General features: G+C 68.1%; 26 protein-coding genes and 1 tRNA gene. 17 read left to right on the forward strand and 10 right to left on the reverse strand.

Going from position 1 to position 26,600, the window contains the following annotated elements; genetic code table 11:
* The first annotated feature begins 25 nt into the window (after positions 1-25).
* The 3 genes from M3E84_RS06075 to M3E84_RS06085 are packed head-to-tail and all read left to right on the forward strand — an operon-like array spanning position 26 to position 3,969.
* Positions 26-2,635 carry an RNA helicase gene (locus tag M3E84_RS06075; RefSeq protein ID WP_259895330.1) on the forward strand — a complete coding sequence of 870 codons (2,610 nt, stop codon included), beginning with the start codon at positions 26-28 and terminating at the stop codon, positions 2,633-2,635.
* A 57-nt stretch (positions 2,636-2,692) separates the two neighbouring features.
* Positions 2,693-3,325 (forward strand): transcriptional regulator, encoded by a 633-nt coding sequence (locus M3E84_RS06080; protein WP_259895331.1) that lies wholly within the window; start codon positions 2,693-2,695, stop codon positions 3,323-3,325.
* Positions 3,322-3,969 carry a hypothetical protein gene (locus M3E84_RS06085; RefSeq protein ID WP_259895332.1) on the forward strand — a complete coding sequence of 216 codons (648 nt, stop codon included), beginning with the start codon at positions 3,322-3,324 and terminating at the stop codon, positions 3,967-3,969. The genes M3E84_RS06080 and M3E84_RS06085 overlap by 4 nt, the downstream gene beginning before the upstream one ends.
* Positions 3,970-4,053: 84 nt before the next feature.
* Here the strand turns inward: M3E84_RS06085 and M3E84_RS06090 are convergent, their stop codons facing one another.
* The 4 genes from M3E84_RS06090 to coaE all read right to left on the reverse strand — a co-directional run bounded on the left by M3E84_RS06090 (position 4,054) and on the right by coaE (position 10,547).
* Positions 4,054-5,358, reverse strand: coding sequence for a TerC family protein (locus M3E84_RS06090; protein WP_259895333.1), 1,305 nt, complete (start codon positions 5,356-5,358; stop codon positions 4,054-4,056).
* 320 nt (positions 5,359-5,678) lie between these two features.
* The gene (uvrB, locus tag M3E84_RS06095; protein WP_259895334.1) at positions 5,679-7,802 is read right to left on the reverse strand and encodes an excinuclease ABC subunit UvrB; all 2,124 of its coding nucleotides are present in this window, start codon (positions 7,800-7,802) and stop codon (positions 5,679-5,681) included.
* Positions 7,803-7,944: 142 nt separating this feature from the next.
* On the reverse strand, positions 7,945-9,744 hold the full coding sequence (locus M3E84_RS06100; RefSeq protein ID WP_259895335.1) for a BCCT family transporter: 1,800 nt from the start codon (positions 9,742-9,744) through the stop codon (positions 7,945-7,947).
* A 203-nt stretch (positions 9,745-9,947) separates the two neighbouring features.
* Positions 9,948-10,547 (reverse strand): dephospho-CoA kinase, encoded by a 600-nt coding sequence (gene coaE, locus M3E84_RS06105; protein WP_259895336.1) that lies wholly within the window; start codon positions 10,545-10,547, stop codon positions 9,948-9,950.
* 53 nt (positions 10,548-10,600) lie between these two features.
* Here coaE and M3E84_RS06110 point away from each other — a divergent pair, with 53 nt between their 5' ends.
* Positions 10,601-11,302: a YigZ family protein gene (locus M3E84_RS06110; RefSeq protein WP_259895337.1), complete on the forward strand. Its 702-nt coding sequence runs from the start codon at positions 10,601-10,603 to the stop codon at positions 11,300-11,302.
* Positions 11,303-11,340: 38 nt separating this feature from the next.
* Here the strand turns inward: M3E84_RS06110 and M3E84_RS06115 are convergent, their stop codons facing one another.
* The 4 genes from M3E84_RS06115 to M3E84_RS06130 form a co-directional block, all read right to left on the reverse strand.
* Positions 11,341-13,107, reverse strand: a complete 1,767-nt coding sequence (locus M3E84_RS06115) for a BCCT family transporter (protein ID WP_259895338.1) — start codon at positions 13,105-13,107, stop codon at positions 11,341-11,343.
* A gap of 249 nt (positions 13,108-13,356) precedes the next feature.
* Entirely contained in the window at positions 13,357-14,850 is a 1,494-nt protein-coding gene (gene rpsA, locus M3E84_RS06120; RefSeq protein ID WP_259895339.1) for a 30S ribosomal protein S1, read from the reverse strand.
* 197 nt (positions 14,851-15,047) lie between these two features.
* Positions 15,048-17,954, reverse strand: a complete 2,907-nt coding sequence (gene polA, locus M3E84_RS06125) for a DNA polymerase I (RefSeq protein ID WP_259895340.1) — start codon at positions 17,952-17,954, stop codon at positions 15,048-15,050.
* 94 nt (positions 17,955-18,048) lie between these two features.
* Positions 18,049-18,699 carry an ANTAR domain-containing response regulator gene (locus tag M3E84_RS06130; RefSeq protein ID WP_396415574.1) on the reverse strand — a complete coding sequence of 217 codons (651 nt, stop codon included), beginning with the start codon at positions 18,697-18,699 and terminating at the stop codon, positions 18,049-18,051.
* 189 nt (positions 18,700-18,888) lie between these two features.
* Between M3E84_RS06130 and M3E84_RS06135 the strand changes: the two genes are divergently transcribed.
* Positions 18,889-18,968: transfer RNA gene (locus tag M3E84_RS06135), tRNA-Leu, on the forward strand.
* A 58-nt stretch (positions 18,969-19,026) separates the two neighbouring features.
* On the opposite strand, the gene M3E84_RS06140 is transcribed toward M3E84_RS06135, so the two are convergent.
* Together M3E84_RS06140 and M3E84_RS06145 are read right to left on the reverse strand one after the other, a co-directional pair.
* Positions 19,027-20,148 carry a site-specific integrase gene (locus tag M3E84_RS06140; protein WP_259895341.1) on the reverse strand — a complete coding sequence of 374 codons (1,122 nt, stop codon included), beginning with the start codon at positions 20,146-20,148 and terminating at the stop codon, positions 19,027-19,029.
* Complete coding sequence (locus M3E84_RS06145; RefSeq protein ID WP_259895342.1) at positions 20,135-20,815, reverse strand: helix-turn-helix domain-containing protein; 681 nt, start codon at positions 20,813-20,815, stop codon at positions 20,135-20,137. The genes M3E84_RS06140 and M3E84_RS06145 overlap by 14 nt, the downstream gene beginning before the upstream one ends.
* A gap of 118 nt (positions 20,816-20,933) precedes the next feature.
* Between M3E84_RS06145 and M3E84_RS06150 the strand changes: the two genes are divergently transcribed.
* From M3E84_RS06150 to M3E84_RS06205, 12 genes are all read left to right on the forward strand, one after another.
* Positions 20,934-21,131, forward strand: a complete 198-nt coding sequence (locus M3E84_RS06150; RefSeq protein WP_259895343.1) for a DNA-binding protein — start codon at positions 20,934-20,936, stop codon at positions 21,129-21,131.
* A gap of 80 nt (positions 21,132-21,211) precedes the next feature.
* On the forward strand, positions 21,212-21,433 hold the full coding sequence (locus tag M3E84_RS06155; RefSeq protein ID WP_259895344.1) for a hypothetical protein: 222 nt from the start codon (positions 21,212-21,214) through the stop codon (positions 21,431-21,433).
* Entirely contained in the window at positions 21,430-21,891 is a 462-nt protein-coding gene (locus M3E84_RS06160) for a hypothetical protein (RefSeq protein ID WP_259895345.1), read from the forward strand. The genes M3E84_RS06155 and M3E84_RS06160 overlap by 4 nt, the downstream gene beginning before the upstream one ends.
* A 184-nt stretch (positions 21,892-22,075) precedes the next feature.
* Positions 22,076-22,396: a hypothetical protein gene (locus tag M3E84_RS06165; RefSeq protein WP_259895346.1), complete on the forward strand. Its 321-nt coding sequence runs from the start codon at positions 22,076-22,078 to the stop codon at positions 22,394-22,396.
* Entirely contained in the window at positions 22,393-23,706 is a 1,314-nt protein-coding gene (locus M3E84_RS06170) for an AAA family ATPase (RefSeq protein WP_259895347.1), read from the forward strand. The genes M3E84_RS06165 and M3E84_RS06170 overlap by 4 nt, the downstream gene beginning before the upstream one ends.
* Positions 23,707-23,905: 199 nt before the next feature.
* Positions 23,906-24,088 (forward strand): hypothetical protein, encoded by a 183-nt coding sequence (locus tag M3E84_RS06175; RefSeq protein ID WP_259895348.1) that lies wholly within the window; start codon positions 23,906-23,908, stop codon positions 24,086-24,088.
* Positions 24,085-24,345, forward strand: a complete 261-nt coding sequence (locus M3E84_RS06180) for a hypothetical protein (RefSeq protein WP_259895349.1) — start codon at positions 24,085-24,087, stop codon at positions 24,343-24,345. The genes M3E84_RS06175 and M3E84_RS06180 overlap by 4 nt, the downstream gene beginning before the upstream one ends.
* Positions 24,342-24,506: a hypothetical protein gene (locus M3E84_RS06185; RefSeq protein WP_259895350.1), complete on the forward strand. Its 165-nt coding sequence runs from the start codon at positions 24,342-24,344 to the stop codon at positions 24,504-24,506. Before M3E84_RS06180 ends, M3E84_RS06185 begins: the two co-directional genes overlap by 4 nt.
* Positions 24,503-24,811: a WhiB family transcriptional regulator gene (locus M3E84_RS06190; protein ID WP_259895351.1), complete on the forward strand. Its 309-nt coding sequence runs from the start codon at positions 24,503-24,505 to the stop codon at positions 24,809-24,811. Before M3E84_RS06185 ends, M3E84_RS06190 begins: the two co-directional genes overlap by 4 nt.
* Before the next feature lie 17 nt (positions 24,812-24,828).
* On the forward strand, positions 24,829-25,092 hold the full coding sequence (locus tag M3E84_RS06195) for a hypothetical protein (protein WP_259895352.1): 264 nt from the start codon (positions 24,829-24,831) through the stop codon (positions 25,090-25,092).
* An 11-nt stretch (positions 25,093-25,103) separates the two neighbouring features.
* Positions 25,104-25,589 (forward strand): hypothetical protein, encoded by a 486-nt coding sequence (locus tag M3E84_RS06200; RefSeq protein WP_259895353.1) that lies wholly within the window; start codon positions 25,104-25,106, stop codon positions 25,587-25,589.
* 187 nt (positions 25,590-25,776) lie between these two features.
* Positions 25,777-26,600, forward strand: an 824-nt coding sequence (locus M3E84_RS06205) for a phage major capsid protein (RefSeq protein ID WP_259895354.1), incomplete at its 3' end; no start/stop codon positions are given.

A 26,600-nucleotide genomic window follows, 5' to 3' on the forward strand; every position in this document is an offset into this window, starting at 1 on the left:
CCGCCGCTGGCTAGGCTGGGCCACGATGACACTGCTGAGCGCCCTCTCCCCCGACCTCGCCGCCGCCGGCTCCCGCTACCTGCGCGGAGACTTCGCGCGCAATCCCCTGACCTCGGATGAGATCTACGAGGGATTCCACGGCTGGGCCTCCGAGTCCGGGATCGAGCTGTACCCGCATCAGGACGAGGCGGTGCTCGAGTTCGCCGGCGGGGCCAATGTCATCCTGGCCACCCCCACCGGCTCCGGGAAGTCGCTCGTGGCCATGGGCGCGCACTTCGCGGCCATGGCGCGCGGGCAGCGCTCGTACTACACGGCTCCGCTCAAGGCACTCGTGTCAGAGAAGTTCTTCGCGCTGTGCCAGGCCTTCGGGGCCGAGAACGTCGGCATGGTCACGGGCGATTCCGCCGTGAACGCGGACGCGCCCATCGTGTGCTGCACCGCCGAGATCCTGGCCAACATCGCCCTGCGCGAGGGTCCGGACGCCGATCTCGGCCCCGTGGTGATGGATGAGTTCCACTTCTACGCCGACCCGCAGCGCGGCTGGGCCTGGCAGGTCCCCCTGATCGAGCTGCCGCAGGCCCAGTTCCTGCTCATGTCCGCCACCCTGGGCGACGTCACCCGCTTCGACGACCGGATGCGCGAGCTCACAGGACGGGAGACCGCGGTCGTCGATGACGCCGAGCGCCCGGTTCCCCTGAGCTACTACTACTCGGAAGTTCCCGTCCACGAGCAGATCGACGAGCTCGTCTCGACCCATCAGGCCCCCGTCTACGTGGTCCACTTCTCCCAGCTTCAGGCCATGGATCAGGCGCAGGCGCTGATGAGCGTGAACGTGCTGTCCAAGGAGGAGAAGGAGCAGGTCGCCGAGATGATCGCCGGCTTCCGCTTCGCGGCCGGCTTCGGCAAGACCCTCAACCGGCTCGTGCGCCACGGCATCGGTGTGCATCACGCGGGCATGCTGCCCAAGTACCGGCGCCTGGTGGAGCAGCTGGCCCAGCGCGGGTTGCTCAAGGTCATCTGCGGCACGGACACCCTCGGCGTGGGCATCAACGTCCCCATCCGCACGGTGCTCATCACGGCACTGTCCAAGTTCGACGGCAGCCGCACGCGGCGACTCAACGCACGCGAGTTCCATCAGATCGCAGGCCGCGCCGGTCGCGCGGGATTCGACACCCAGGGCACCGTCGTCGTCCAGGCGCCCGAGCACGACATCGAGAACAAGCGCGCCCTCGAGAAGGCGCGGCGCAAGCACGGCGACGACGAGAAGAAGCTGCGTCAGATCCCCCGCAAGAAGCCCCCGCAGGGCTTCGTGGCCTGGTCCCGCAAGACCTTCGAGACCCTGATCGAGGCCCAGCCGGAGCCGCTGCGGGCGTCGTTCCAGATCACGCACGCCATGCTGCTGAATCTGCTGCAGCGCCCCGGCAACCCGGTCCAGGCCACCGCGCACCTGATCGCCCACACGGACGCACCCGCTCCCGAGCGGCGCCAGATGGTCCGCGATGCCCTCTCGATCCTGCGCGAGCTGCTGGCCACCGAGGTCGTCGAGAAGCTGTCGGAGCCGGATGAGCACGGCAGCCGCTACCGGCTCACGATCGACCTCCAGGAGAACTTCGCGCTCAACAGCCCGCTGTCGCCCTTCGCCCTCGCTGCACTGACCCTGCTGGATCCGGAGTCGCCCGAGTACACGCTGGACATCGTCTCGGTCATCGAGGCCACCCTGGATCGCCCGCGCCAGGTGCTGATCATGCAGGAGAAGAAGGCCAAGACCGAGGCCCTGGCCACCATGAAGGCCGATGGCCTGGAGTACAACGAGCGCATGCGCGAACTCGATGAGATCACCTGGCCCATGCCGCTGCGGGAGATGCTCGAGGACGCGTTCGAGACCTACCGCACCTCCGCACCCTGGGTCGCCCAGCACGAGCTGACGCCCAAATCGGTCGTGCGCGACATGTTCGAGCGCGCCATGACCTTCGGCGACTACGTCCAGCACTACGGGCTGGCCCGCTCGGAGGGCATCCTGCTGCGCTACCTCTCGGACGCCTACCGCGCGCTGCGCCAGACCGTGCCCCAGGACATGCGCACCGAGCCGTTCGACGACCTCGTCGAGTGGCTCGGCGAGACCATCCGCCAGACGGACAACTCCCTGCTCGACGAGTGGGAGAAGCTCACCGAGGGCGGCTCTCCCGCAGGCACGCCGCAGGACTCGGTCGAGGAGCTGCTCGAGGAGCAGGCCCCGGCCATCACCGGCAACCCCCGAGCCTTCCGAGTCATGGTCCGCAATGCCATGTTCCAGCGCGTGGAGCTGTTCGCTGACGAGAAGGAGAAGGTCCTCGGGGCCCTTGACGGCGATACCGGCTGGGACCGGGATCGCTGGGCGGAGGCCATGGACGCCTATTTCGGGGAGTACCAGGACATCTACACTGACGCACAGTCGCGCGGACCCGCGCTGATCCGCATCGACGAGTCCCCCCAGGGCCTCGACGGATTCTGGACGGTGCAGCAGGTCTTCGACGATCCCGCCGGGCACCATGACTTCGGCATCAACGCGCGGATCGACCTGGCCGCCTCGGATGCCGACGGCTTCCCGGTGGTTCGGGTGGACAATGTGGGACCTATCACCCAGACCGGCAGATGATGTACTCAAGAGTGCATGGTCGTCATTAATGCACTCTGAAACGCATAGGGGAATCGCATGTACGCACTGACGGTCGATCGTCGCCGCTCCCGCCATGAGGGTCCCGCCCTGGACATGGCGGGCAGCCGCGATCGGCTGAATCAGCAGTTTCCGGAGGCCGTGCTCGCCTGGCATCTCTCCGCCGGAGACGAGCTCCAGGCCCTGTTCCGGGATCCGGAGCCCGTCGCTGAAGCTGCCCTGGCCCTGGCAGAGACCGGAAGGTGGCACGTGGGCATCGGCCTGGGAGCTGTGGAGGAGCCGCTGCCGGAGACGGTCGCCGAGGCCACCGGGTCCAGCTTGGTCCTCGCCCGTGAAGCCGTGGAGGCCGCCAAGAAGCTGTCCTGCCGCACAGCGGTGCGCGGAGGCCGACGGGCCGCCAGGGCCGCTCGCGACGCCGACGCCCTGCTGGCCCTGCTGTCCGTCATGCGCCAGCGCCGCACCGACGCCGCTCGGGAAGCCGCCGCCTTCGCCGATCAGGGCCTGACCCAGGAGCAGATCTCCCACCGACTGGGGATCGATCAGTCCTCCGTCTCCCGACGCCTGCGCACCGCCATGTGGCTGGAGGAGTCGGAGGCGCGCAAGGTGCTGGTCGATCTGCTCGAGCTCGCCCATACCCGCTCCCTGGATGCGCCGCAGAAGCGATCAGCATGAGCCTCCATCGCCGTGGCGCTGCGAGCGGAACCGGGACCGCCGGGGCACGCCGCACCTGGGCCCCCGAGCTGCGCAGCTCCCTGACCGGGCTGCGCGGCGGCCTGACGGTCTGGCTGCCGGTCCTGCTGCTGGTGACCACCATGGTCTGGTTCGCAGCACACGGGCCCGTGCCCCTGTGGTGGAGCGCCGGCGCACTCACCGCTGCCGGAGCACTGCTGGGTGACCCGGCCGTGCGCCTCATGCTGGCCATCGCGCGTGACACCGCCTCGGCAGAGCACGCCCGGAACGCTCACCTGGAGCAGATCCGAGCGGACACCGTGCTCACGGCTCCGCAGACGGCGGATCGTGAAGCAGCAGCCAGCGGTCGCAACTCCCGCGAACAGCCGATCCGCGACGAGGACGAGGCGCCTCCGCTGCGCGGAGGCCTCATGATCGGCGTCCTGGAGCGCCTGGCCGTGACAGTGTCCGTGGTCAGCGGGTACGCCTCCGGGATCGTCGTGGTCGTGGCGATCAAGGGGCTTGCCCGATACGGGGAGCTGTCCACCGCCGCGCAGCGCGAGCAGTTCATCATCGGCACGCTGGCCTCACTGCTGTGGGCCGCCGGAACGGCCGGGGCGATCCTGCTGCTGTCCGCCCCCGCCTGAGACACGCATCGGATCCGTCCGGGGCGACACGATGGGTGGATGGGGCCCTGTCAGATCCGCGGCGAGAGCCGCAGCACCACGGGATCAGTCCTCGGCGCCGCGCTCTGCCTTGGACGAGTCGCTGTCCGGGGCAGGAGCCTCGACGACGACGTCGCTGTCCTTCTGCACGGACACCGGCTGCGGCGCGCGACCGGTGCTCTGGTACTGCTGGTGGGCGCCGCGGGCGCGCTCCACCAGCTCCTCGTAGGCGCGGTGATCGTCGATGAGCTCCTCGCGGTGCTTCTGCGGGATGTTCGGCATCTTCTCGACCAGCGCCGCGCCCTTGGCGGCGAGCTTCTGCCGCTGCTCGTCCGAGGCGTCCTCCGGCAGGGCCACGTACTCCTTGGACACCCGGCGCAGGCCGTCGACCACGCGCAGCGCCCGGCCCTTGGGACTGAGCAGCGAGACCACGACGGTCACCAGAAGGACGCCCACGATCACCGCCAGCGACTGCCCGATGGTCACCTCCGGCGGGAAGTGCACCGCCTCGCCGCCGTTGATGAAGGGGAGGTCGTTCTCATGGAGGGCATGGACGATCAGCTTGTAGCCGATGAAGCCCAGGATGATCGCCAGGCCCCACGAGAGGTAGATGAGGCGGTCGAGCATGCCGTCGATCAGGAAGTAGAGCTGGCGAAGGCCCATGAGCGAGAAGGCCACAGCGGTGAAGACCAGGTAGGTCTCCTGCGTGAGGCCGAAGATCGCCGGGATGGAGTCGAAGGCGAACAGGATGTCCGTGCCGCCGATGCAGACCATCACGAGCAGCATGGGCGTCATGGCCCGCTTGCCGTTCTCATAGGTGAACAGCTTGTCGCCGTCGTAGTAGTCGGTGGTGTGCATGTACTTCTTGGCGGTGCGGACGATGAAGTTGTCCGCCTCATCATCGTCCTCGCCGGAGAGCTCGCCCTTGATGAGCCCTGCCGCCGTGAAGATGAGGAACGCGCCGAAGATGTAGAACAGCCAGGCGAGCTGATTGATCGCGGCCGCCCCGATGAAGATGAACGCGGTGCGAGCCACCAGGGCGAAGGTGATGCCGAACAGCAGCACCTTCTGCTGGTCCTCACGCGGCACCTTGAAGGAGGCCATGATGATCAGGAAGACGAAGAGGTTGTCGACCGACAGCGCCTTCTCCGTGATGTACCCGGCGTAGTACTCGGTGGCGTAGACCCCGCCCCATTCGATCAGCACGAACAGGCCGAACAGCAGTGCGACGCCCACGTAGATCGCCGACCAGATGGCGGCTTCCTTGATGTGGGGCTCGTGCGCCTTGCGCACGTGGAAGACGTAGTCGAAGGCGAGCATGCCGATGATCACGGCGATGGTCAGCCCCCAGACCAGGGGTGAGACGTCCATGGGGAGTTCCTCTCGATGGCAGATCGGGGCGGAAACGCAAGTCTCTCCATCGGTCCGGCCCGGCCTGCGCGCTGAGCACGCTGGTCGACGGCGGCCCGATCACTGCACCCGGCGGGGCTTAGGCGCCCCGCGTGCTGACGTGCACAGTGCGATCGGATACTCCCCTACGCTGACCTGCATCGTACACCGCAGACTGCGAAGCTCCCCTTCCGCCGCTGGTCAGACGGCAGGAAGCACCAGCGGATACGGCCTGTGCCGAGCCGCAGCATGCGGCTCATGCGACCACGCGCCTCACCGACGGCGTCCGTGGTGGCGGCGGCTCAGGAGCCGCCGGCCTCCCGCACGTGGCGGATCTCCCGCTTGACGTCGTGCAGCTCATCGCGGATGCGCGCGGCGAGTTCGAACTTGAGGTCGGCGGCCGCCTGATTCATCTGCTCCGTGAGCTGCTGTGCCAGATCCTCCAGGCTGTCCGCCGGGACCTCGGAGCGGGTCTCTCGCAGCTTGGCGGCCTCGGCATCGGCCTCCTTGGTGCGCTCGTCCCGACGGCCCTTGGTGGGCGCCAGCTTCCCGCTGGCCCCGGCGCGGGCCGCCAGCAGCTCGTGCGTGTCCTCAGATTCGCGGGCCAGCTGCTCGGTGATGTCCCCGATCCGCTTGCGCAGCGGCGTGGGGTCGATCCCGTGCTCCTTGTTGTAGGCGATCTGTACGTCGCGGCGGCGGTTGGTCTCGTCGATCGCGGTGCGCATGGAGTCCGTGACCTTGTCCGCGTACATGTGCACCTGCCCGCCGATGTTGCGCGCCGCGCGGCCGATGGTCTGGATCAGCGAGGTGGTGGAGCGCAGGAACCCCTCCTTGTCCGCATCCAGGATGGCCACCAGCGAGACCTCCGGCAGGTCCAGGCCCTCACGCAGGAGGTTAATGCCCACGAGGACGTCGAACACGCCCTGGCGCAGCTCGGAGAGCAGCTCCACCCGCCGCAGCGTGTCCACGTCCGAATGCAGGTACTGGACCTTCACCCCGTGCTCGAGCAGGTAGTCGGTGAGGTCCTCGGCCATGCGCTTGGTCAGCGTGGTCACCAGCACGCGCTCGTCGCGCTCGGTGCGGGTGGTGATCTCGTCCATGAGGTCGTCGATCTGGCCCTTGGTGGGCTTGAGGACGATCTCCGGGTCCACCAGCCCCGTGGGACGGATGATCTGCTCGACGTAGCCGTCCGCCTGACCGAGCTCGTACGGTCCGGGGGTGGCGGACATGTAGACCGTCTGCCCGATCCGCTCCAGGAACTCGTCCCAGGTCAGCGGCCGGTTGTCCAGGGCTGACGGCAGCCGGAAGCCGTGATCCACCAGGGTGCGCTTGCGGGACATGTCGCCTTCGTACATGCCGCCGATCTGCGGAATGGTCACGTGCGACTCGTCCACGATGAGCATGAAGTCATCCGGGAAGTAGTCCAGCAGGCAGTGCGGTGCCGAGCCGGGATCGCGGCCGTCGATGTGGCGGGAGTAGTTCTCGATCCCGTTGCAGTAGCCCATCTGCTCCATCATCTCGAGGTCGTAGGTGGTGCGCATGCGCAGCCGCTGGGCCTCCACGAGCTTGTTCTGGGACTCGAGCTCCTCCAGCCGGTCGCGCAGCTCGTCCTCGATCTGGCCGATGGCACGGGCCATTCGCTCCGCACCGGCGACGTAGTGCGAGGCCGGGAAGACGTACATCTCCTGCTCGTCCCGGATGATCTCGCCGGTGACAGGATGCAGGGTGTAGATGGCCTCGATCTCATCGCCGAAGAACTCGATGCGGATCGCGTGCTCCTCGTACATGGGGATGATCTCCACCGTGTCCCCGCGCACCCGGAAAGTACCGCGGTGGAAGTCCATGTCGTTGCGGGCGTACTGCATGTTCACGAACTGGCGCAGCAGGTCGTCGCGATCGAGCTCATCGCCCACCCGCAGGGTGACCATCTGCTGAATGTACTCCTCCGGGGTGCCCAGGCCGTAGATGCAGGACACGGTGGAGACCACCACGACATCCCGACGGGTCAGCAGCGCGTTGGTGGCGGAGTGGCGCAGCCGCTCGACCTCCTCGTTGATCGAGGAGTCCTTCTCGATGAAGGTGTCCGTCTGCGGGACGTAGGCCTCCGGCTGGTAGTAGTCGTAGTACGAGACGAAGTACTCGACGGCGTTGTTCGGCAGCAGCTCGCGCAGCTCGCTGGCCAGCTGGGCGGCCAGGGTCTTGTTCTGCACCATGAGCAGCGTGGGGCGCTGCACGGACTCGATCAGCCATGCCGCAGTGGCCGACTTGCCCGTGCCGGTGGCACCGAGCAGGACGATGTCCTTCTCCCCGTCCTCCACGCGCCGGGTCAGCTCGGCGATCGCCTTGGGCTGATCGCCTGCAGGCTGGAACTGCGAGATGACCTCGAACGGGGCGACGACGCGGTGGATCTCCTGGGCAAGACTCATGCCCGCCAGAATACGGCCGGGCACCGACAGCACAGTGGGTCGAGGTGTGTCGTCGTGTGCCGCTGAGGCGGCCCCGCCACGGCAGAGGACGCCTCAGCGGGAATCCGTGTCGACGGGTCCCCGCTGAGGCGTCCGGATCGGCTCACCGGCCGGAGGGCGTGTGCTGCTCGGCCTCGGTGCCCTCGGCGGCTGCGCCGTCGTCGACGACGGGCAGCTCGCCCGTCCGGCGCCGGTAGTCCTGCACCACGTCGGGCTGCTCCGGGTGCTCGAGCTCGGGCGAGTGCTCCGGCTCCGTGCCGTCGTAGTGATCGGGAGCGATCACGTACTCGGGATCCAGCTGCCCGGTCTCGGCCCGGCGCTCGTACTCCTCCGGGGGCAGCGTGCGGCGCCAGCGGCGGCTCTTCAGCGGTGCCACCTCGCCGGCGTCCTCCCGCATGGCCCGCAGCAGCGCCCACATCTGGAAGTAGCCCAGCACGAAGAACGGCAGCCCGATCAGGATCGCGACGTTCTGCAGGGCGCTCAGGCCCGTCTCGCCCGCGCCCACGAGGATCGTGGCGGCCACCAGGCCGATGGCCACGACCCACCACACCCTCTGGTGCGCCGGGGCGACGTCGTCGTGCCCGCTGGCCATGTTGTCCATGACCAGTCCGGCCGAGTCCATGGAGGTGATGAAGAACAGCGTCACGATGACGACGGCCAGCACCGAGAACACCTCGGTCAGCGGGAAGTGCTCCAGGAACGCGAAGATGGCCCCGGGGATGTCGCCCTCCCCCACGACGGTCTCCACCAGGCCGCCGCCCTGACGGAACTCGATGTCGAACACCGCGGTGCCGAAGATCCCGAACCAGATCACGGAGAACAGCACCGGCAGCCCCAGGACGCCGCCGATGAACTGCCGCAGGGAGCGCCCCTTGGAGATCTGCGCGATGAAGATGCCCACGAAGGGCGACCACGTGATCGTCCAGGCCCAGTAGAAGACCGTCCAGCCGTTCTGCCAGCCGGTGTCATCGAGGGTGTCGTTCCAGAACATGAGCCCCGGCAGCTCCTGCAGGTAGACGCCGACCCACTCGATGGTGCCGCGCAGCAGCAGCACGGTGGGACCCGAGACCAGGATGAAGACCAGCAGTCCGATCGCCAGCAGGATGTTGGTGTTCGACAGCACCTTGATCCCCCGGTCGAGGCCCAGCGCCACGGAGACCGAGGCCACGATCGTCACGGCGGCGATGATCAGGATCTGGCTCAGCGCGGATTCGGAGAGCCCGAATAGACTGGCCAGACCCGCATTGATCTGCAGCGTGCCCAGGCCGATCGAGACCGCCACGCCGGTCAGCGTCCCCACGAGAGCGATGATGTCGATGGTCTTGCCGATCGGACCGTGGATCCTGGCCCCCAGCAGGGGCTGGAACATCGAGGACACGCGCGGGGGCAGGTTGCGCTTGTACATGAAGTACCCGAAGCACAGCGCCGGCAGGGCGAAGATCGTCCAGGTGTGCAGGCCGAAGTGATACAGCGTGATGGCCATCGCGCTGCGCGCGGCGTCCTTGGACTCCGGCTCCACACCGCGGAAGGGCGGGGCCGCGAAATGGGAGATCGGCTCGGCGACCGCCCAGAACATCAGGATCGTGCCGATGCCGGCTGCGAAGAGCATGCCGAACCAGGCAAGAGTCGAATGCTCGGGGCGGGAGTCCTGCGTCCCCAATCGCAGCCCCCCGAACCTGCTGATCCCCACGTAGATGAGGAAGATGAGGAACACGGAGACGCCGAGGATGTAGAACCAGCCGAGGTTGGACATCACCCAGTCCGCTCCGGCGACGAAGACCGCGTTCAGCGTCTCCGTGAACAGCAGCGAGCACAGGACGAAGCCGAGCACGATGACGACGGTGGCGAAGAAGATGATCGGATTGGTGCGCAGACGCAGAGCGTCGTGGAGTCTGTCGAGCATGAGAGGGTCCAGGGCCGACTCGCATGCGCCGCTGCGTCGGCGGGGGTGGTGGATGACGAGTGCGGAGGTCGCCCATGTGTGCTCACCAGCATCGATGAAGCACGGACTCTAGCCGCCTCGAGCGCACTTCTACAGTAGGCCGACGACGGCGCGGACCCCAGGCCGCACGGAAAACGCCGGTCTGACCTGGGGGTTCGTCCACGTCACACAATCCTCCTCTGCCACCATGCGTCCACTGCGGCCTCGAGCTCGGCCACGGACCCGTCGTTGACCAGCACGTCATCAGCGACCTCACGGCGCTGCTCATCGCTGGCCTGAGCATCGATGCGCGCTGCCGCTTCCTCAGCGGTCATCCCCCGGTTCTCGATCATGCGCCGGATCCGGTGCTCCCTCGGGGCCTCGATCACCAGCACCAGATCCATCTCCCGCGCCTGCCCGGTCTCCACGAGCAGGGGGATATCCCGCACGATCACGACATCGGGGCCGTGCTGCGCCCGTGCCTGCTCGACGAGCTCGACCGAGCGCTCGCGCACCAGCGGATGCACGATCGCGTTGAGCCGCTCGCGCGCCTGCGACTCCGCGAAGATCCGACGTCCCAGCGCGGTGCGGTCCAGGGCGCCGTCGTCGTCAAGGATCCCCGGGCCGAAGGCCTCCACCATGGGGGCGATCGCGGCACCGCCGGGAGCCTGCAGCTCACGCACCACCGCATCCGCGTCGATCAGCACTGCCCCGTGCTCCTGAAGCCGCTCGGCCGCGGTCGATTTGCCGGAGGCGATGCCTCCTGTGAGCCCGATCGTCGTCATGGCTCCAGGCTAGCCCCGCCCCACCGGTTCCACATGCCTCTAGGATCGGTCGCATGCCCCAGCGCTACACCGTCCTGGCCCATCACCGCGAGATCTCCGCGGAGATCGAGATCAAGCGCTCCAGGTTCCTGTGCGTGCTGCGTCGTGTGCACTCCGAGCAGGAGGCCCGCGAGCTGATCACCGAGCTGCGCCGCCGCCACCACGACGCCCGCCATCACTGCAGCGCGTTCGTGCTGGGCCCGGATCGGATGATCCAGCGCTCGAACGACGATGGCGAGCCTTCGGGAACCGCGGGAGCGCCCATGCTCGAGGCCCTGACCCAGCACCGCTTCGGCGCAGCGTCCTCCCAGGAGGAGGCCGAGGACCCCGGGCAGGACGGTGCGGATCTCTCGGATGTCTGCGCGGTCGTCGTGCGCTGGTTCGGCGGCACGCTGCTGGGAGCCGGCGGCCTGGTCCGCGCCTACTCCCAGGCCGTGACGGAGGCCCTGGAATCGGCGCCGACCCTGGTGCGGGAGCGTCGGCGGCACATCAGCGTCAGCGTCTCCCCCGCCTTCGCGGGCAAGGTGGACAACGAGCTGCGGGCCTCGGGCATCGTCGTGATGGACACCGACTACGGAGCCTCCGTGGCCGTCCTGCACGCGGGCGTCCCCGACCGCGACGAGGCCGTGGAGCACCTGCGCGCCGTGGTCGCCGAGGTCACCTCGGGTCAGGGCCGGCTCCAGGACGGCGGGACCGGCTGGATCGACCTGGACTGAGGACCCGCGCCCCGCGGTCCCCGCCGACGGGCCTGGGCTCAGTCCCAACCGAAAGCCTTCTGCTGAGGCTCGCTGGGCTGCACGACGGGCATCCGGCCGGTGGCCTCGCGCTCGGTGCGCCAGGTCCGGGGCTGATGCGTCTCATACTCGGGCTCGGTCCCTGGCTCGAAGTCCGGGCGCATCGTGTACTCGCTCATGTCCGCGTCGTCCTCCTGGGAGCGGCGGTGGTACTCCTCCAGCGGGAGCACCTGCTTCCACTGCCGGGTGCGGATCGGCCGGGCACCGCCGAAGTCCTCGCGCACCGCCTGGATGACCATCAGCGCCTGCACGAACATCATGGCGGTGATCGGCAGGCCGATGACCTTGATGACCTCCTGCAGCGCACCCAGCGCATCCTTGCCCGAGCCGAGCAGCAGGGTCACGCAGATCCCGCCCACGGCCAGGGTCCAGAACACGCGCTGGCGCACCGGGGCCTCGTCCTCGTGCCCCGAGGCCATGGCATCCAGCACCAGCGCGCCGGAGTCCAGCGAGGTGATGAAGAAGACCGTGATCAGCACGAGCGCCACGACGGCCGTGAGCTCCAGGAACGGGAAGTGCCCCAGGAACTCGAACAGCGAGGCGGGGACGTTCCCCTCCTCGACGATGGTCTCCACCAGATCGCCGCCCTCGCGCTGGATCCGGAAGGCGTTGACGCCCATGATGCCGATCCAGCTCAGCACGAACAGCGACGGGATGATCAGCACGGCGATCACGAACTCGCGGATCGTGCGCCCGCGCGAGATCTTGGCGATGAACATGCCCACGTACGGCGCCCAGGTGGCCGTCCACGCGAAGTAGAACACCGTCCAGGTGCCGGTCCAGTCGCTGCCGCCCCAGGCCGTGTTGAAGAACGACAGGGTGGGCAGCATGGCCAGGTAGCGTCCGGCCGACTCGACCGTGCCCTTGAGCACCTCGGTCGTGGCGCCGAACATCAGCAGGAACAGCAGCAGCGCGATCGCCAGGAAGATGTTGGCGTAGGACAGCCGCTTGACGCCCTTGTCCATGCCCGCGACCACCGAGACGAGGGCCACGGCGGTGATCACCGCGACGATCAGCGCCTGCAGCCACCCGGACATGGGGATCCCGTACATGACGCCCATGCCGCCGTTGATCTGCATGGCGCCCTGGCCGATGGAGACCGCCAGCCCGAAGATCGTGGCGATCACGGCCACCGAGTCGATGATCTTGCCGATCGGCCCGTGGATGCCGTCGCCGAGCAGCGGCTGGAAGGACGACGAGACCCGCGGCGGCAGCTTGCGCTTGTACGTGAAGTAGGCGAAGGCCAGCCCCGGGACGATGAAGATGCCCCACATGTGCAGCCCGAAGTGGAAGTTGGCGATGCCCAGGGCATCCGAGGCCGCCTGCACCGACTCCGGCTCAACCCCGTACATGGGCGGCTGCGCGTAGTGGGTCACGGGCTCGGCCACGCCCCAGAACATCAGCACCGCCCCGACGCCGGCGGCGAAGAGCATCCCGAACCAGGCCAGCCCGGAGTGCTCGGGCTCGGCGTCGTCATCGCCCAGCTTGATCCGCCCGTACCGGCTCATCGCCAGGTAGAAGGCGAAGATCAGCATGCACGTGATGGCCATGACGTAGAACCAGCCCAGGTTCGCGGTGATCCAGGCGGCCAGGGTGCCGAAGACCCCGGCCACGCCGTCGGGGAAGGCCACCATGATGATCGCGAAGACCACCACGAATCCGGAGGTGGCGAAGAAGATCTGCGGGCTGGTCCGCAGCCCCAGTCGGTCGTGGAGCCTGGTGAGCATGGAGGGATCTCCCGGTGGGATGGGCAGGGGGAGGCCGCAGGCGCAGGATGCGCAAGCATCTCGGACGGGGCCGCAGAACACCCTATCGGGCAGCGTCACGATGCCCAGTGATCTGATGATGCCAGGTGTCTCAGTGAGGCCTGCCCCGGACAGCACGAAGGCCCCCGTCATCATGACGGGGGCCGTCTGTGGTGCCGCTCAGCTCAGGGGCGCTGCCCCGGGCCGGTGGCGATGCCGATCAGCGGGTGATCAGTTGCCGGTGAGCTTCTCGCGCAGTGCGGCGAGGGCCTCGTCCGAAGCCAGCGTGCCGGAATCCTCCGCCGGAGCATCCGACGAGTAGGACGACGGAGCCGACGATGCGGACGCGGGCGAGCTGGACGAGGAGGAGGAGGTGGCCACACCGGCGCCGGCGACAGCAGCCTCGGCATCCTCGTTGATGTGGCGGCGCACCTGCTCCTTGTGAGCCTCCCAGCGCGACTGGGCCTCGGCGTACTGCTGCTCCCAGGCCGCGCGCTGCTCCTCGAAGCCCTCGATCCACTCGTTGGTCTCGGGATCGAAGCCCTCGGGGTACTTGTAGTTGCCCTGCTCGTCGTACTCGGCGGCCATGCCGTACTGAGCCGGATCGAACTCGGTCGACTCCGGATCCACGCCCTCGTTGGCCTGCTTGAGCGACAGCGAGATGCGGCGGCGGTCCAGATCGATGTCGATGACCTTGACGAACAGCTCCTCGCCGACGGAGACGACCTGCTCGGCCATGTCCACGTGGCGCTGAGCCAGCTCGGAGATGTGCACCAGGCCCTCGATGCCGTCCTCGACGCGCACGAACGCGCCGAAGGGGACGAGCTTGGTGACCTTGCCCGGCACGACCTGGCCCAGGGCGTGGGTGCGGGCGAAGAGCTGCCAGGGATCCTCCTGGGTGGCCTTCAGCGACAGGGAGACGCGCTCGCGGTCCATGTCGACGTCCAGGACCTCGACCTTGACCTCCTGGCCGACCTCGACGACCTCGCCCGGGTGGTCGATGTGCTTCCAGGACAGCTCCGAGACGTGCACGAGGCCGTCGACGCCGCCGAGATCGACGAAGGCGCCGAAGTTGACGATCGACGACACGTGGCCCGTGCGGACCTGGCCCTTCTGGAGCTTGTTGAGGAAGTCGGAGCGGACCTCGGACTGGGTCTGCTCGAGCCACGCACGACGCGAGAGCACGACGTTGTTGCGGTTCTTGTCGAGCTCGATGATCTTGGCCTCGAGCTGCTGACCGATGTACGGAGCCAGATCGCGCACGCGGCGCATCTCGACGAGCGAGGCGGGCAGGAAGCCGCGGAGACCGATGTCGAGGATGAGGCCGCCCTTGACGACCTCGATGACGGTGCCGTTGACGACGCCGTCCTCCTCCTTGATCTTCTCGATGTCGCCCCAGGCGCGCTCGTACTGCGCGCGCTTCTTGGAGAGGATCAGGCGGCCTTCCTTGTCCTCCTTGGTGAGGACCAGGGCCTCGATCTCATCGCCGACGGCCACGACGGAGTCGGGGTTGATGTCGTGCTTGATCGACAGCTCGCGAGACGGGATGACACCCTCGGTCTTGTAGCCGATGTCGAGGAGGACCTCGTCACGATCGACCTTGACGACGGTGCCTTCCACCAGGTCGCCGTCGTTGAAGTACTTGATGGTCGCATCGACGGCGGCGAGGAAGTCCTCCTCGGTTCCGATGTCGTTGACGGCAACCTGCGGGGTGGTGGTGGTCATGTAGTAGGGACTCCGATGGAATTGATGATGGTCTGTTCGGGCTGCTGCTCGCCTGTGGAGCGCATGCGCCGATGGCTTGCAGTTCGTACAGGTGCGCATTACGCGCCCGAAGGAGTCTAACCGCCTGGCCTGCGGCCTTCAACACGTCTGGACGCATCCGCTCCATCGTGTCAAGTCGCAGGCACCCACCGCGGCGCTCAGTGCGCTGCCGCGTTCCAGTCCGGGCCGGTGCCCACATTGACCTCCAGCGGCACGGTCAGCTCAGCGGCGGCGCCCATCTGCTCGCGCAGGATCTCGGTGACCCGGTCCACCTCCCCGGCGGCGGCCTCGACCACGAGCTCGTCGTGGACCTGCAGCAGCACCCTGGAGCGCAGGCCCTCCCGAGCCAGCTCGGCGTCCACATTGATCATGGCGCGCTTGATGATGTCCGCGGCCGAGCCCTGGATGGGCGCGTTCAGAGCGGCTCGCTCGGCTCCCTGGCGGGCCTGGCGGTTGTCGCTGGCCAGGTCCGGGAGGTAGCGGCGGCGGCCGTCGATCGTGGCGGTGTAGCCGACCTCTCGGGCTTCTTCGACCACGCCGCGCAGGAAGTCGCGCACGCCGCCGAAGCGCTTGAAGTAATCGGACATCATGGTCCGGGCCTCGTCCACGGAGATCTGCAGCTGCTGGGAGAGCCCGTAGGAGCTCAGGCCGTAGACCAGGCCGTAGCTCATGGCCTTGACCTTGGAGCGCATCTCAGGCGTCACGTCCTCCGGCTGGACGCCGAAGACCTTGGAGCCCACGTAGCGGTGCAGATCCTCGCCCTGGCGGAAGGCCTGGATCAGGCCCTCGTCGCCGGACAGGTGCGCCATCACACGCATCTCGATCTGGGAGTAGTCAGCGGTCACCAGGGTCTCGAACGGGCCCTGGTCGTCCTGTCCCACCACGAACACCGCACGGGTGCGCCGCCCCTCCTGGCTGCGCACCGGGATGTTCTGCAGGTTGGGATCGGTCGAGGAGAGCCGGCCGGTGGCGGCCACCGTCTGCTGGTAGTCGGTGTGGATGCGACCGTCCTCGGCCACCGCCTGGCGCAGCCCCTGCACGATCTGTCGCAGCTTGGTGAAGTCGCGCCAGCGCATCAGCGCCAGCAGGAAGCGGGCGCCCTCGGAGTCCGGGTCGACCTTCCCGAGCAGGTCGGCCACCGCCGAGGCGGAGGTCGTGTATCCGGTCTTGATCTTCTTGGTCGGCGGCAGCCCCAGGGTCTCGAACAGTACGCTCTGCAGCTGCTTGGTGGAGCCCAGGTTGATCTCGGGGGCGCCGTCCTCACGGGGCACGATCTCCTGCGCCGTGTCCCAGGCCTGCTGGATGGGGCCGTCGAGGTCCTCGATCAGCTCCGTGACGCGCTGCCCGTCCACGGCCACGCCCGTGAGCTCCATCTGCCCCAGGATCCGAGCCAGCGGGAGGTCCATGTCCGTGAGCAGCCCGAGCTGGTCATCGGCCTCCAGCTTCTGACGCAGCACGCGCGAAAGCTCGAGCGCCGACAGCGCCAGCGAGGCCTCGTGCAGCAGCCGCGCCGGAGAGGTGCCGGCGGCAGTGCCCGGCTCCCCCGCCGCGACGTCGAGCGCGGTCTGACCCGCGGCGGCGGAGGCATCCTCCTGGACGTCTTCGACCTCGACGTCCAGGTGGGTGGCCAGCAGCCCCTCGAGGTCGTAGTGGGTCCGCGCGGGCTCCAGCAGGTAGGCGGAGAGCTGGACGTCATCGACCGCACCGGCGAGCTCGAGCCCGCGCACGCTCAGCGACTTCCACAGCTCCTTGAGGCCCACGACCACCTTGGGCCGCTCGGTGTCGCCCAGCCAGGCGGCCAGGGCCGAGTCCAGGTCCGCGTCCGAAGCCGTGAGGTCCAGGCGCAGTGCGGACGGGGCCTGCTCCTCGGAGCCGGCGCGCACGAGCAGCAGCTCGGTGATGTCGCGGGCACCGGGCAGGCGGGCGTCGTCGTCGTGGCGGATGGGGTGCACGACGACCTCGCCGTCGACGCCGTCCAGCCAGGAGGTGAGCTCGGCTGCGGTCTCGGCCTCCTGGACCGACTCGATCGTGGGCGCGGCGGCGCGGGGGGCGTCATCGTCTGCGGCCAGGGCGTCCAAGAGGCGTCCGCGAAGGCCCGAGCCGAACTCGAGGGTGTCGAACAGCTCGTCGACCTTCTCAACATCCGGGGCGGGCAGGGCGGCATCCGCCAGATCGAAGCCCAGGTCCAGGTCCGTCTCCAAGCGGTTGAGCTTGCGGTTGCGCCGAACCAGATCCAGGTTCCCGCGCAGGGCCTCGCCCTTCTTGCCGGTGATCTTCTCCGCGTTGTCGATGATCGACTCGACGCGCCCGTAGGCCTCGATCCACTTGGCCGCGAAGCCGGGGCCCACGCCCGGAACGCCGGGGAGGTTGTCCGCCTGCTCGCCGGTCAGCGCGGCGAGGTCCGGGTAGTTCTGCGGGGCGACCTTGTACTTGTCCATGACAGCCGCGGCGTCCATGAGGCGCAGATCCGACGGCGTGCGGCCCGGGTAGACGATCGTGACGTTCTCATCGACCATCTGGAAGGCGTCGCGGTCCCCGGAGAAGACGAGGACCTCGAACTCCTGGGCGGATCCGGCCGCTGAGAGGGTGGCCAGGAGGTCGTCCGCCTCGTAGCCCTCCTTGGTCACGATGGGGATGTTCAGCGCCTGCAGGATCTCCTGGATGCGCGGGACCTGGCCGTGGAACTCCTCGGGGGTCTCATCGCGGCCACCCTTGTACTCGCCGTACTCCTGGGACCGGTGCGTGGGGCCCTCGAGGTCGAAGGTCACCACCAGGTGCGTGGGCTTCTGCTCGCGCAGCATCTTGGCCATGGTGTTCAGGAAGCCGTAGACGGCCTCCGTGTGCGTGCCGTCCGAGGTCACGAACGACGGACCGCTGCCGTACTCGGCGGCCCGCGACAGCGCGAAGAACGCGCGGAAGGCCAGCGAGTGGCCGTCGATCAGCAGCAGGCGGCGCTCCGGGCGCTCGATCCGCTGCGGCAGCGGGATCTCGACGGGATTCTCGGTCTTGACCCCGATCGTGACGGAGGCGGGGGCGGCGGTCTCGGTGCTGGGCTTCGTGCTCACGGGCCCATCCTAGGGGCGGGCCCGGACAGCACGACGACGCCCTGCAGGTCTCGCAGCCGCGCCCTCGATCGGAGCACGGGCGGCGGCTGAGCGCTCAGCCGACCTGGTTCAGGATCGCCTCGGCGACCTCTCGCATGGACAGGCGGCGGTCCATGGACGTCTTCTGGATCCAGCGGAAGGCCTCGGGCTCGGACAGGCCCATGCGCGAGATCAGCAGCGACTTGGCACGCTCGACCAGCTTGCGGGTCTCGAACTGGTCCTTCATCTCGGTGACCTCGTCCTCGAGCGCCACGATCTCATCGAAGCGCGAGACGGCGATCTCGATCGCGGGGATCAGATCCGCGGCGGTGTAGGGCTTGACCACATAGGCCATGGCTCCGGCCTCGCGGGCTCGCTCCACGAGCTCCTTCTGGCTGAAGGCCGTCAGCAGCACCACCGGGGCGATGCGCTCGGCGGCGATCTCCTCCGCCGCCGAGATGCCGTCGAGCACCGGCATCTTCACGTCCATGAGCACCAGGTCGGGCTCATGCTCGCGGGCCAGCTCGACGGCGCGACGACCGTCCGCGGCCTCCCCGACGACCTCATAGCCCTCGGCTGACAGCATCTCGACCACGTCCATGCGGATCATGGAGTCGTCCTCGGCCACCACGACGCGACGGCGCTGAGCGGCTTCCTCCGGCGCTGCGGCCTGGGCCTCGGACTTGCCCGAGACGGGGAGATCCAGCGGTTCGGGGTTCTCGGTCACGGCGGTGGCTCCTTCAGCGTGGGCGGCAGGCAGGCCTGCTCGGGCGGAGGCCTTCCGAGCAGTGCGTCGGAGACCTCGAGGACGTGTCGGAGGCGCAGGGCAGCGCCCCGACAGGCGATGCTCCCAGCCTAGTCATCCGCGCCGCGGCGTGCCGGATCCCTGCGGTATGGTTCTTCCTGCGCCTCGCGCGCCCAAGTGGCGGAATCGGCAGACGCGCCGCACTCAAAATGCGGTTCTTCGGAGTGTGGGTTCGAGTCCCACCTTGGGCACCCTCAGATCGGCCCCTACTTCCCCGGAATCACGCGGGAGTAGGGGCCTTCTTCATGCCTAGGCTGGGCCGTCTGCCCACATTTTGCCCACATTCGTCTGCGAGAACGCGTGATCCAGCGAGGTCGCCACGGCCTCAAGGTCGTCGTCGAACAAGTCGGCGTAAATGTCGAGGGTCATTGCGGCTGAGGCGTGTCCGAGCATCCGCTGCACGGCCTTCACGTTCGCCCCAGAGGCCACCGCCAGCGACGCCGCAGTGTGCCGTAGATCGTGCACTGTCATCTTGGGCAGGCCGGCGCGCTGCAAGGCCGCGGTGAACCACGAGCGGGTGCCGCCGTCGCCGGTGAACAGGTTGGGGCGCGGCTGGAATCCCCCGTCACGGCCTGGGAACACCAGATCGTCCCCGGCCTTGTCCTCGAGCTGCTGGACGATCAGCGGGGCCAAGAAGGCCGGGTACGGGACGCTGCGCTGCTTATGGCTCTTGGGGGTGCCCACCTCGAACTTGGAGCCGGTGATCTGCACGGCGTTCCGCTCGACTCGGATGCGCCGGCGGGTGGTGTCCACGTCCTTCACGCGCAGCCCGATCGCCTCGCCCCACCGCAGCCCGGCATACCCAAGCACGAGCACGAGTGCCGGCCGGTCGGAGGCGGCGGCCAAGGCGTGCAGCTGGTCATGCGACAGGTAGACGTGAGCCTTCGCCACTTTCCGGGGCAGCGCGACACCCTCGGCGGGGTTGGCGAGGATGCGGCGGTCCCGGACTGCGCTGGCCAGGATGGACGACAGCACTCCGTGGGCGCGCTTCACGGTCGTGGGCGACTTCTCCCGGGCGAGCTCCGCGACCCATTCCTCGACGGCGGAGAACCGCACATCCGTGACCGCCGTGGTGCCCCAACGCGGCTGCACATGGTTCCGCCACGCGGACTCCACTGTCCGCAGCGTGGACGGCTTCAAACTCGAGCGGCTGGCGATCCAACGCTCCCCCAGCGCCCCTATCGTGACGCGGGTGTCCGCGGGGTCGATCCACTCGCCTCTGTCCTTCGACACTTCGACGGTACGGGCGAAGCGCTCGGCGTCGCGCTTGGTGGTGAAGCCCCTCTTGTCTGTCTGCCGTCGATCCGGGGTGCGGTAGCGGACCCGGTAGCGACGGCCCGCCTTCGTCTCGTAGGACTCAATCGTTGCCATGCCGCTGATCCTCGGCGATGCGCTGGCGCAGCTCGTCCAGCAGTTCCCGAGTGATGCGCCCCTTCTTCTGCGGCGTGGCACCGGCAGGGGCGCGGCGTTCCGTCTCCTGGGAGAGCGGGTGCCCCCACAGCCTGTAGCACCACCCCAGGTACTCGCTGCTATCCAGCCCGAGCTTCTCGGCATGCCGACGATCAGCCGGAGATGCAGCCGTCGACAGATCCTCCATCTGCCCGTAAGTCAGCGACCCACCCGCAGCGGCCGACATCCTGGCCGGGCTCGCTCTGACCGCCTCGAGCATATGAGCAACCCGGCTGGATCCCCCGGGCGTCATGAGCACGCTGAAGCCGCCGTCCTCCCCCGTGAACATCTTTCGGAGGCCGGCCCCGGTTACAGCCGGCTCCCACGACAGCTGCACATCTTCATCTGTCCGCAGAAGATCGACGGGTCGAACCTCCTGATCCGTAGCAGCGGTGAGCAGGTTGGCGAGCATGAGCAACGTGTCCACCGAGAGAGTCTGGTCGCCGCGTTCAATGTGGCTGATCCGTCCAGCCGACCACCGGAGCCCGTTCTTACGCGCTTCCTGCACGAGACCTTCGATGGTGAGACCCGCGGATAGCCGGATGGCGCGTGCGTTCTTTCCCACGACGGTGGCGATTGTCTCGGTCATGCGGGCATCGTACGGGACACCTCAGTCATCCGATTACGGAAACTGTTGCCTACCGGGCGTGATTGAAGTAGTCTCAGATCAGTTACCGAGATTCGGTGACTGAGACCAAGGAGGCGACATGAGCACCAAGCCCTACACCATCGAGGACATGATCCAGATGTTCCCCGGAACCACCCGAGGGTCCTGGGCGCAGATGCGCTACCGCGGCACCGGCCCCGAGTTCTTCCGCGTCGGCAAGAAGGTCTTTTACACGCCCGAGGCCGTGGAGAAGTACGTCCAGGCGCAGACCCGGACCATCACGGGCTCCGCAGCCTGATCCGAAACCCGTAGTCACTACGGCTCGTCCCGCAAGGGGCAGAAGGCCCTCCACCACGGGGAGGCCGGAGAGGAATCACCATGCCCGCAACACCATTCATGGAAGCCAAGACCAAGCTGCTCGAGCACGCCGAACGGGAAGGGGTCCACCTGTCCAATCGGAAGCTCGACAAGGCCGCGAAGAAGCTGCTGTTGCTGGACGCCGGCAGGCACCTGGGCAGCGGGGAGAGCACCACGCTCACCTACGCCGACCCCACCCCCGCCGAGGCGATCCGAAACGTCCTGCGGGAGTTCACCCGATGATCCGGCGCCGCGGTGATACCCCGCCGGAGCCGTTCGACACGCTCGACACCGGGCGCGACCACATCACCGGCCCGCAGACGAAGAACGACGGCCTCCACACGCATTCCTGGCAGAAGAACGTGGAGACCGCCGCAGCACCCAACACCGTCCAGGAGGACAGCATGAGCGTTACCGCCAATCCTACCCGTTTCCTTCGCGCAGAGCCCGAGTGGGCGCCAGAGTACGACCCGGAGACCGGCGAGCACTTCGCCATGGGCCCGTCGATCTGGGCACCCGGCATCGACATCTACACCGCCACCGATGCTCACCACGGCCCGCACGCCTATGACGCCGACGGCAACATGATCCCCACCGGTCAGCTGCTGCGGTACGCGTGCCGCCTGCTCCGGATCCACGACGTGCTGCGCCGCGCCCAGCGGCAGCACGAACTCGCAGCCCGACAGGAGGCCCGCAAGTGAGCGACCTCCGTGACTCTGCGCTGACCGTGCTCGCGTTCGCCGCGATCTTCTGGCTGAACACGCTGGGCGCGCACGCCCTCGTCACCTTCTAACACAACTTCCACAGCAAGCAGCCCCGCCAGGGACCAACCGGCGGGGCTGCTTCATCCCGTCGCCCACCACGGCGACTGAGAGGAAAATCTGAATGACTACGACCAGCGTAGCGGCACCAGGGCGCTCTGTCTCGCAGATGACCGCAGACCTGCTCGAGGCCGACGACCCCGTGGCGACGAACATCTGGTGGTGCGGCCACCGCGCCGGTGTCTCCGCTGAGCGCGCCCGCGTTCAGCTTCTCGCTGCGGACTTCGGGACCGACCTCGGCCCCTCGCCGGCCCTGCAGCCCCGCCTGCGCGCCGTACCGGACCAGGGCTCTCCGGAGGCCGGGAGGGCTGTCCGTGACGCCGCGGTGGCCGCATGGCGGCAGCTGTACGCCTCCGGCGCGATCGTCTCGGAGGTGGCCGCATGAGCGATCCCACCGCACCGAACATCGAGACCCGGCTCAAGATCACCGCCGCCTCTCAGATCAAGTCTCGCCGGCAACGGTGGTTCTGGGCACCGGACGGGTCCGGGATCATCCCGCTCGGTGTCGGCACGATGTTCGCCGGCAACGGGGGTGAGGGCAAGACCACCTTCGCGCAGCGCCTCGCCGCCGACCTCACCCGCGGAGAGCTCGAGGGCGATCTCGCCGGCGTCGTCGGAAGCGTCCTGTTCCTGGGACCGGAGGACGATTGGGCCACCGTCACCATCCCCCGGCTCAAGGGAGCCGGCGCCGACCTCGACCGCGTGTACCAAGTCCAGGTGGAGACCTGGACGGACTTCACGACGATGGAGCGTGAGCTGAAGTTCCCGCTCGACGTGGCAATGCTGCGTGACGCAGTGGAGCAGACCGATGCCCGCATGATCGTCATCGACCCCGCGCCGTCGCTGATGGACGGGGACATGAACAAGGTCCAGGACGTGCGCCGCTCCTATGAACCTCTCATGGCCCTGGCCCAGCAGAAGGACCTCGCGGTCATCCTGATCAACCACTTCGGCAAGGGCGCAGGCAGCGTCCGCAACAAGCTGTCCGGCTCCCAGGCCTGGCGAGACTTGACGCGCTCCTATCTCGCCTTCGCGCTGGACCCCGAGACCGGGGAGCGGGTGCTCTCCCAGGACAAGAACAACTACGGCACGGGCCTCAAGTCGTACACCTTCGACCTTGAATCCGTGACCGTGCAGACCGACGACGGCGAGACCGCCGAAGTCGGACGAGCACGGTTCCTGGGCCTGTCCGAAGTCAGCGTGAACGACATCATCAACCGAGAAGCCGCCTCCGATGATGACGCCGAGGACCGCAACGCCGCCCAGGTGTTCATCCTCGACTACCTGCGCGGGTGCCAGGCACAGGAGGCCAGTGCTGGCGACGTGATCAAGGCCGGCATCGCTGCTGGCTTCTCGAAGGACGAGATCAAGCACGCGCGCAAACGATCACGCGATCCGCAGATCGTCACGGCGAAGTCGAAGTTCAAGGCGGGTTGGATCTGGCAGATCGACCCGGAGGATGTCGAAGGTGCCACGGGAACCCCCGAAGGTGCCCAAGGTGCCGAAGGTGCCAGCACACGAGAAGGGACGGCACCTTCGGCACCTTCGGTCGAAGGTGCCACGAAGGAGCCAGGTGTCCACGTGTTGGCACCTTCGGCACCTTCGGCACCTTCGGCACCTTCGATCGGCTGTCCTCACGGCTTCGATCCGGCCGGATGCATCCGTTGTCAGGCTGAGCGGATCGGTGCGGCATGACGCAGCTCCCTTGGGGCGACCTGCCCCGCGTGACCGACAAGGACGGCCACTCCATCCCCATCACGGGGACGTGGTGCCGCGCCTGTTCCTACCCAACCCATCCAGACCACGGCGACCTACACCCGCTATGCGACGAGCCGGCCACCACCAGGGGGCCGGCTCTAGTCGTCCTACAACACCCCACAGAAGGAGCTACATCATGAGCACCCCCGCATGGAGGGTCCGGTTCGCGCCGGCCCGCGGCACCGAGAACCCCACGCAGATCCGAGTGAAGCTCGGCAATCGCTTCAGGGACTTCTCACCGGCTGATGCCCGAGCGATCGCTGACCGGCTGCACGACCTCGCGGACCGCATTGAGAACGACGCGAGGACAGACGCATGACGCTTCCGTGGCGCGCGAGCTTCGTGCACGCCGGTGCGGTGGTGCCCGATGCACCCCCACGGCGCCCGGACTGGATCCAGTTCACGATCGCCGGCCAGTCCCGGCAGATCCCAGCCGGGGCCGCCCGGCAGGCCACAGCCGAGTTCAGGCAGATCGCATCCAGCGGGACACCCCACGGGGACACCGCCCTCGCTATCGCCGCCGAGCTGCGAGCGATGGCCGATCAGATCGACAACAACGGGAGGAACGAATCGTGACCGCGAACATCAGGCGCTACTACTGGCGCGAAGGCGAGCACGTCTGGGATGGGTACCTCATCGGCGGTTCCCTGAAGGGCTCCACCTGGATCAGCGATGCTGATGCTTGGGACCTCTGCGAAGCCCTCGCGAACTTCATCGACTCGGAGGCCGGCCAGTGATCGATCTCCATGACCGGCTCCTGCGGGAGCTCGAGGACATCCAGCGCGCCGACCCCACCGCGATCCCGTGCCGACGCGCCAACGGGACGGCCTGGATCACCGGCACCCCCAAGGACACGTGGTACGCGCAATTGCACTGCGAGAAGTGCCCTGCCAAGGCGGCGTGCGGCGGGTACGCCCTCGCTGCCGACGAGCCCGCCGGAGTGTGGGGCGGGCTCACCGTCGCGCAGCGCAAGCAGCTCAACGCCCAGCGCCGCAAAGCCACCGCCCCCAAACCACTCGACAGCCGCGACACCGCGGCCTGAACCGGAAGGACACCACCGTGACCACCACCAACGATCGGCCCGTCGCCGTGCGGCACATCATCGCGACCACCGTCCACAGCGCAGACGGCGGCGACACCCGCACCGAACACGCCGCCATGTGCGGTTGGTACTGGCCCCACGAGCTGCCCGAACCGCTCACCTCCGAGCCGCCGCGCACCTGCAAGGCGTGCGCCGAGGCCGCGCACGACTACAGCGTCTTCATTGTCGTGGGCCACGCCGCGGCAGACCTCGAGCACCTCCCGACCACCGACCAGAACTGAGGAACCCCACCATGAGCGCCAACGACCAGCAGACCGAACAGCAGCCCACGGACGACCCGCAGGACGCCGCACAGGCCCCGCAGGATGCCCAGGAGACCACGGACGCCCAGGACACCGCACAGGAGTCCAAGCTCGCCGCTGAGGGCCACAAGTACCGGGAGAAGATCCGTGAAGCGCGGGCCGAGAACGAGGAGCTGCAGCAGCGCCTCGCCGCCTCGGAGGAACGCCGCGATGCCGTGCTGCGCGACTCCATCAGCCGGCAGCTGCCCGCCCACATCACTGCGGACCTGTTCTGGGAACTCACCCCCGACCTGGACCCGCTGCTCACCGAGGACGGGCTGCCCGACGACGACGCCGTGCAGGCAGCCGCGCAGGCACTCGCCGAGCAGTACAAGATCACCCCGCCCCGCCCCGTGATCCCCAGCCAGGGCAAGAGCCCCGAGAAGTACGGCGGCGGCACGACCCTGGCCGATGCCTTCCGCCCCCGGCACGGCTGAGCACTAGTAGCCCGCCGCCCCTGGCCCCGGTATCATGGTGAGTAGCCGTGAGACCGGGGCCAGGGGCTCCCACTCCCGGCGATGACACCGCCCAGGGGGCGCAACGGCAGGCCAAGGGCCACCGCTGAAACGAAGCAACACTCGTTCAACGGTGGCCTTTCGTGCGCCACCAGGAAGGAGCCCGATCATGGCTCTGAATCCCACCACCACCCGCGACGCCGCCAAGGCGTTCGCCCCCGACCTGGTCGCCTTCACCCCCCAGGAGGCCGTCCCCGAGGCCCTGATCCTCAAGGCATCCACCGTCGTCTCGCAGTCCGGCATCGGAGACGCCCCCTCCGTCCTGGTCCCCTGGGTCCGAGAAGAGTCCGCCACCTGGGCAGCCGAGGGCGCCGAGCTCGACCTCACACCCCCCGGCCTCTCCCAGGTGCAGATCAACGTCCGCAAGGTCACTCAGTTCTTCACCGTCTCCAACGAGCTGTGGAACGCCGAGGCAGCCAACAACCCCGAGGTGCTGTCCACCTCCTCGATGCGCGCCGTGACCAAGGCCGCGAACACCGCGTTCGTGCAGGGCGTCGCCACCGCAGCCAACCCGCTCGTCGGCATCGCCAACACCGAGGGCATCATCGAGGGCGGGAACATCACCACCAGCCTCGATCCGCTCGCTGACTCCATCGCGCAGATCGAAGCCAACGGCGGCGCCCCGAGCGTGATCCTCGCCAATCCGATCGCGTGGGGACGACTGCGCAACCTCAAGACCGCGACCAACGCGAACACCTCGCTGCTGGGAGCAGGCACCGAGGACCAGGGCAAGCGCCTGTTCGGCATCGAGGTCATCACCAGCGCCGCAGTGCCCGAAGACCAGATGGTCATCATCGACAAGAACTCCATCGCGTCCGTGGTCTCGCAGGTCGATGTCGCCGTCAGCGAGCACGCGGCCTTCCGCAACGACTCGACCGCGCTGCGCACCACCTGGCGACTCGGCTGGGCAGTCCAGCACCCCGACCGCCTCGC

Source organism: Kocuria sp. p3-SID1428 (assembly GCF_025149945.1).
Taxonomy (GTDB): domain Bacteria; phylum Actinomycetota; class Actinomycetes; order Actinomycetales; family Micrococcaceae; genus Kocuria.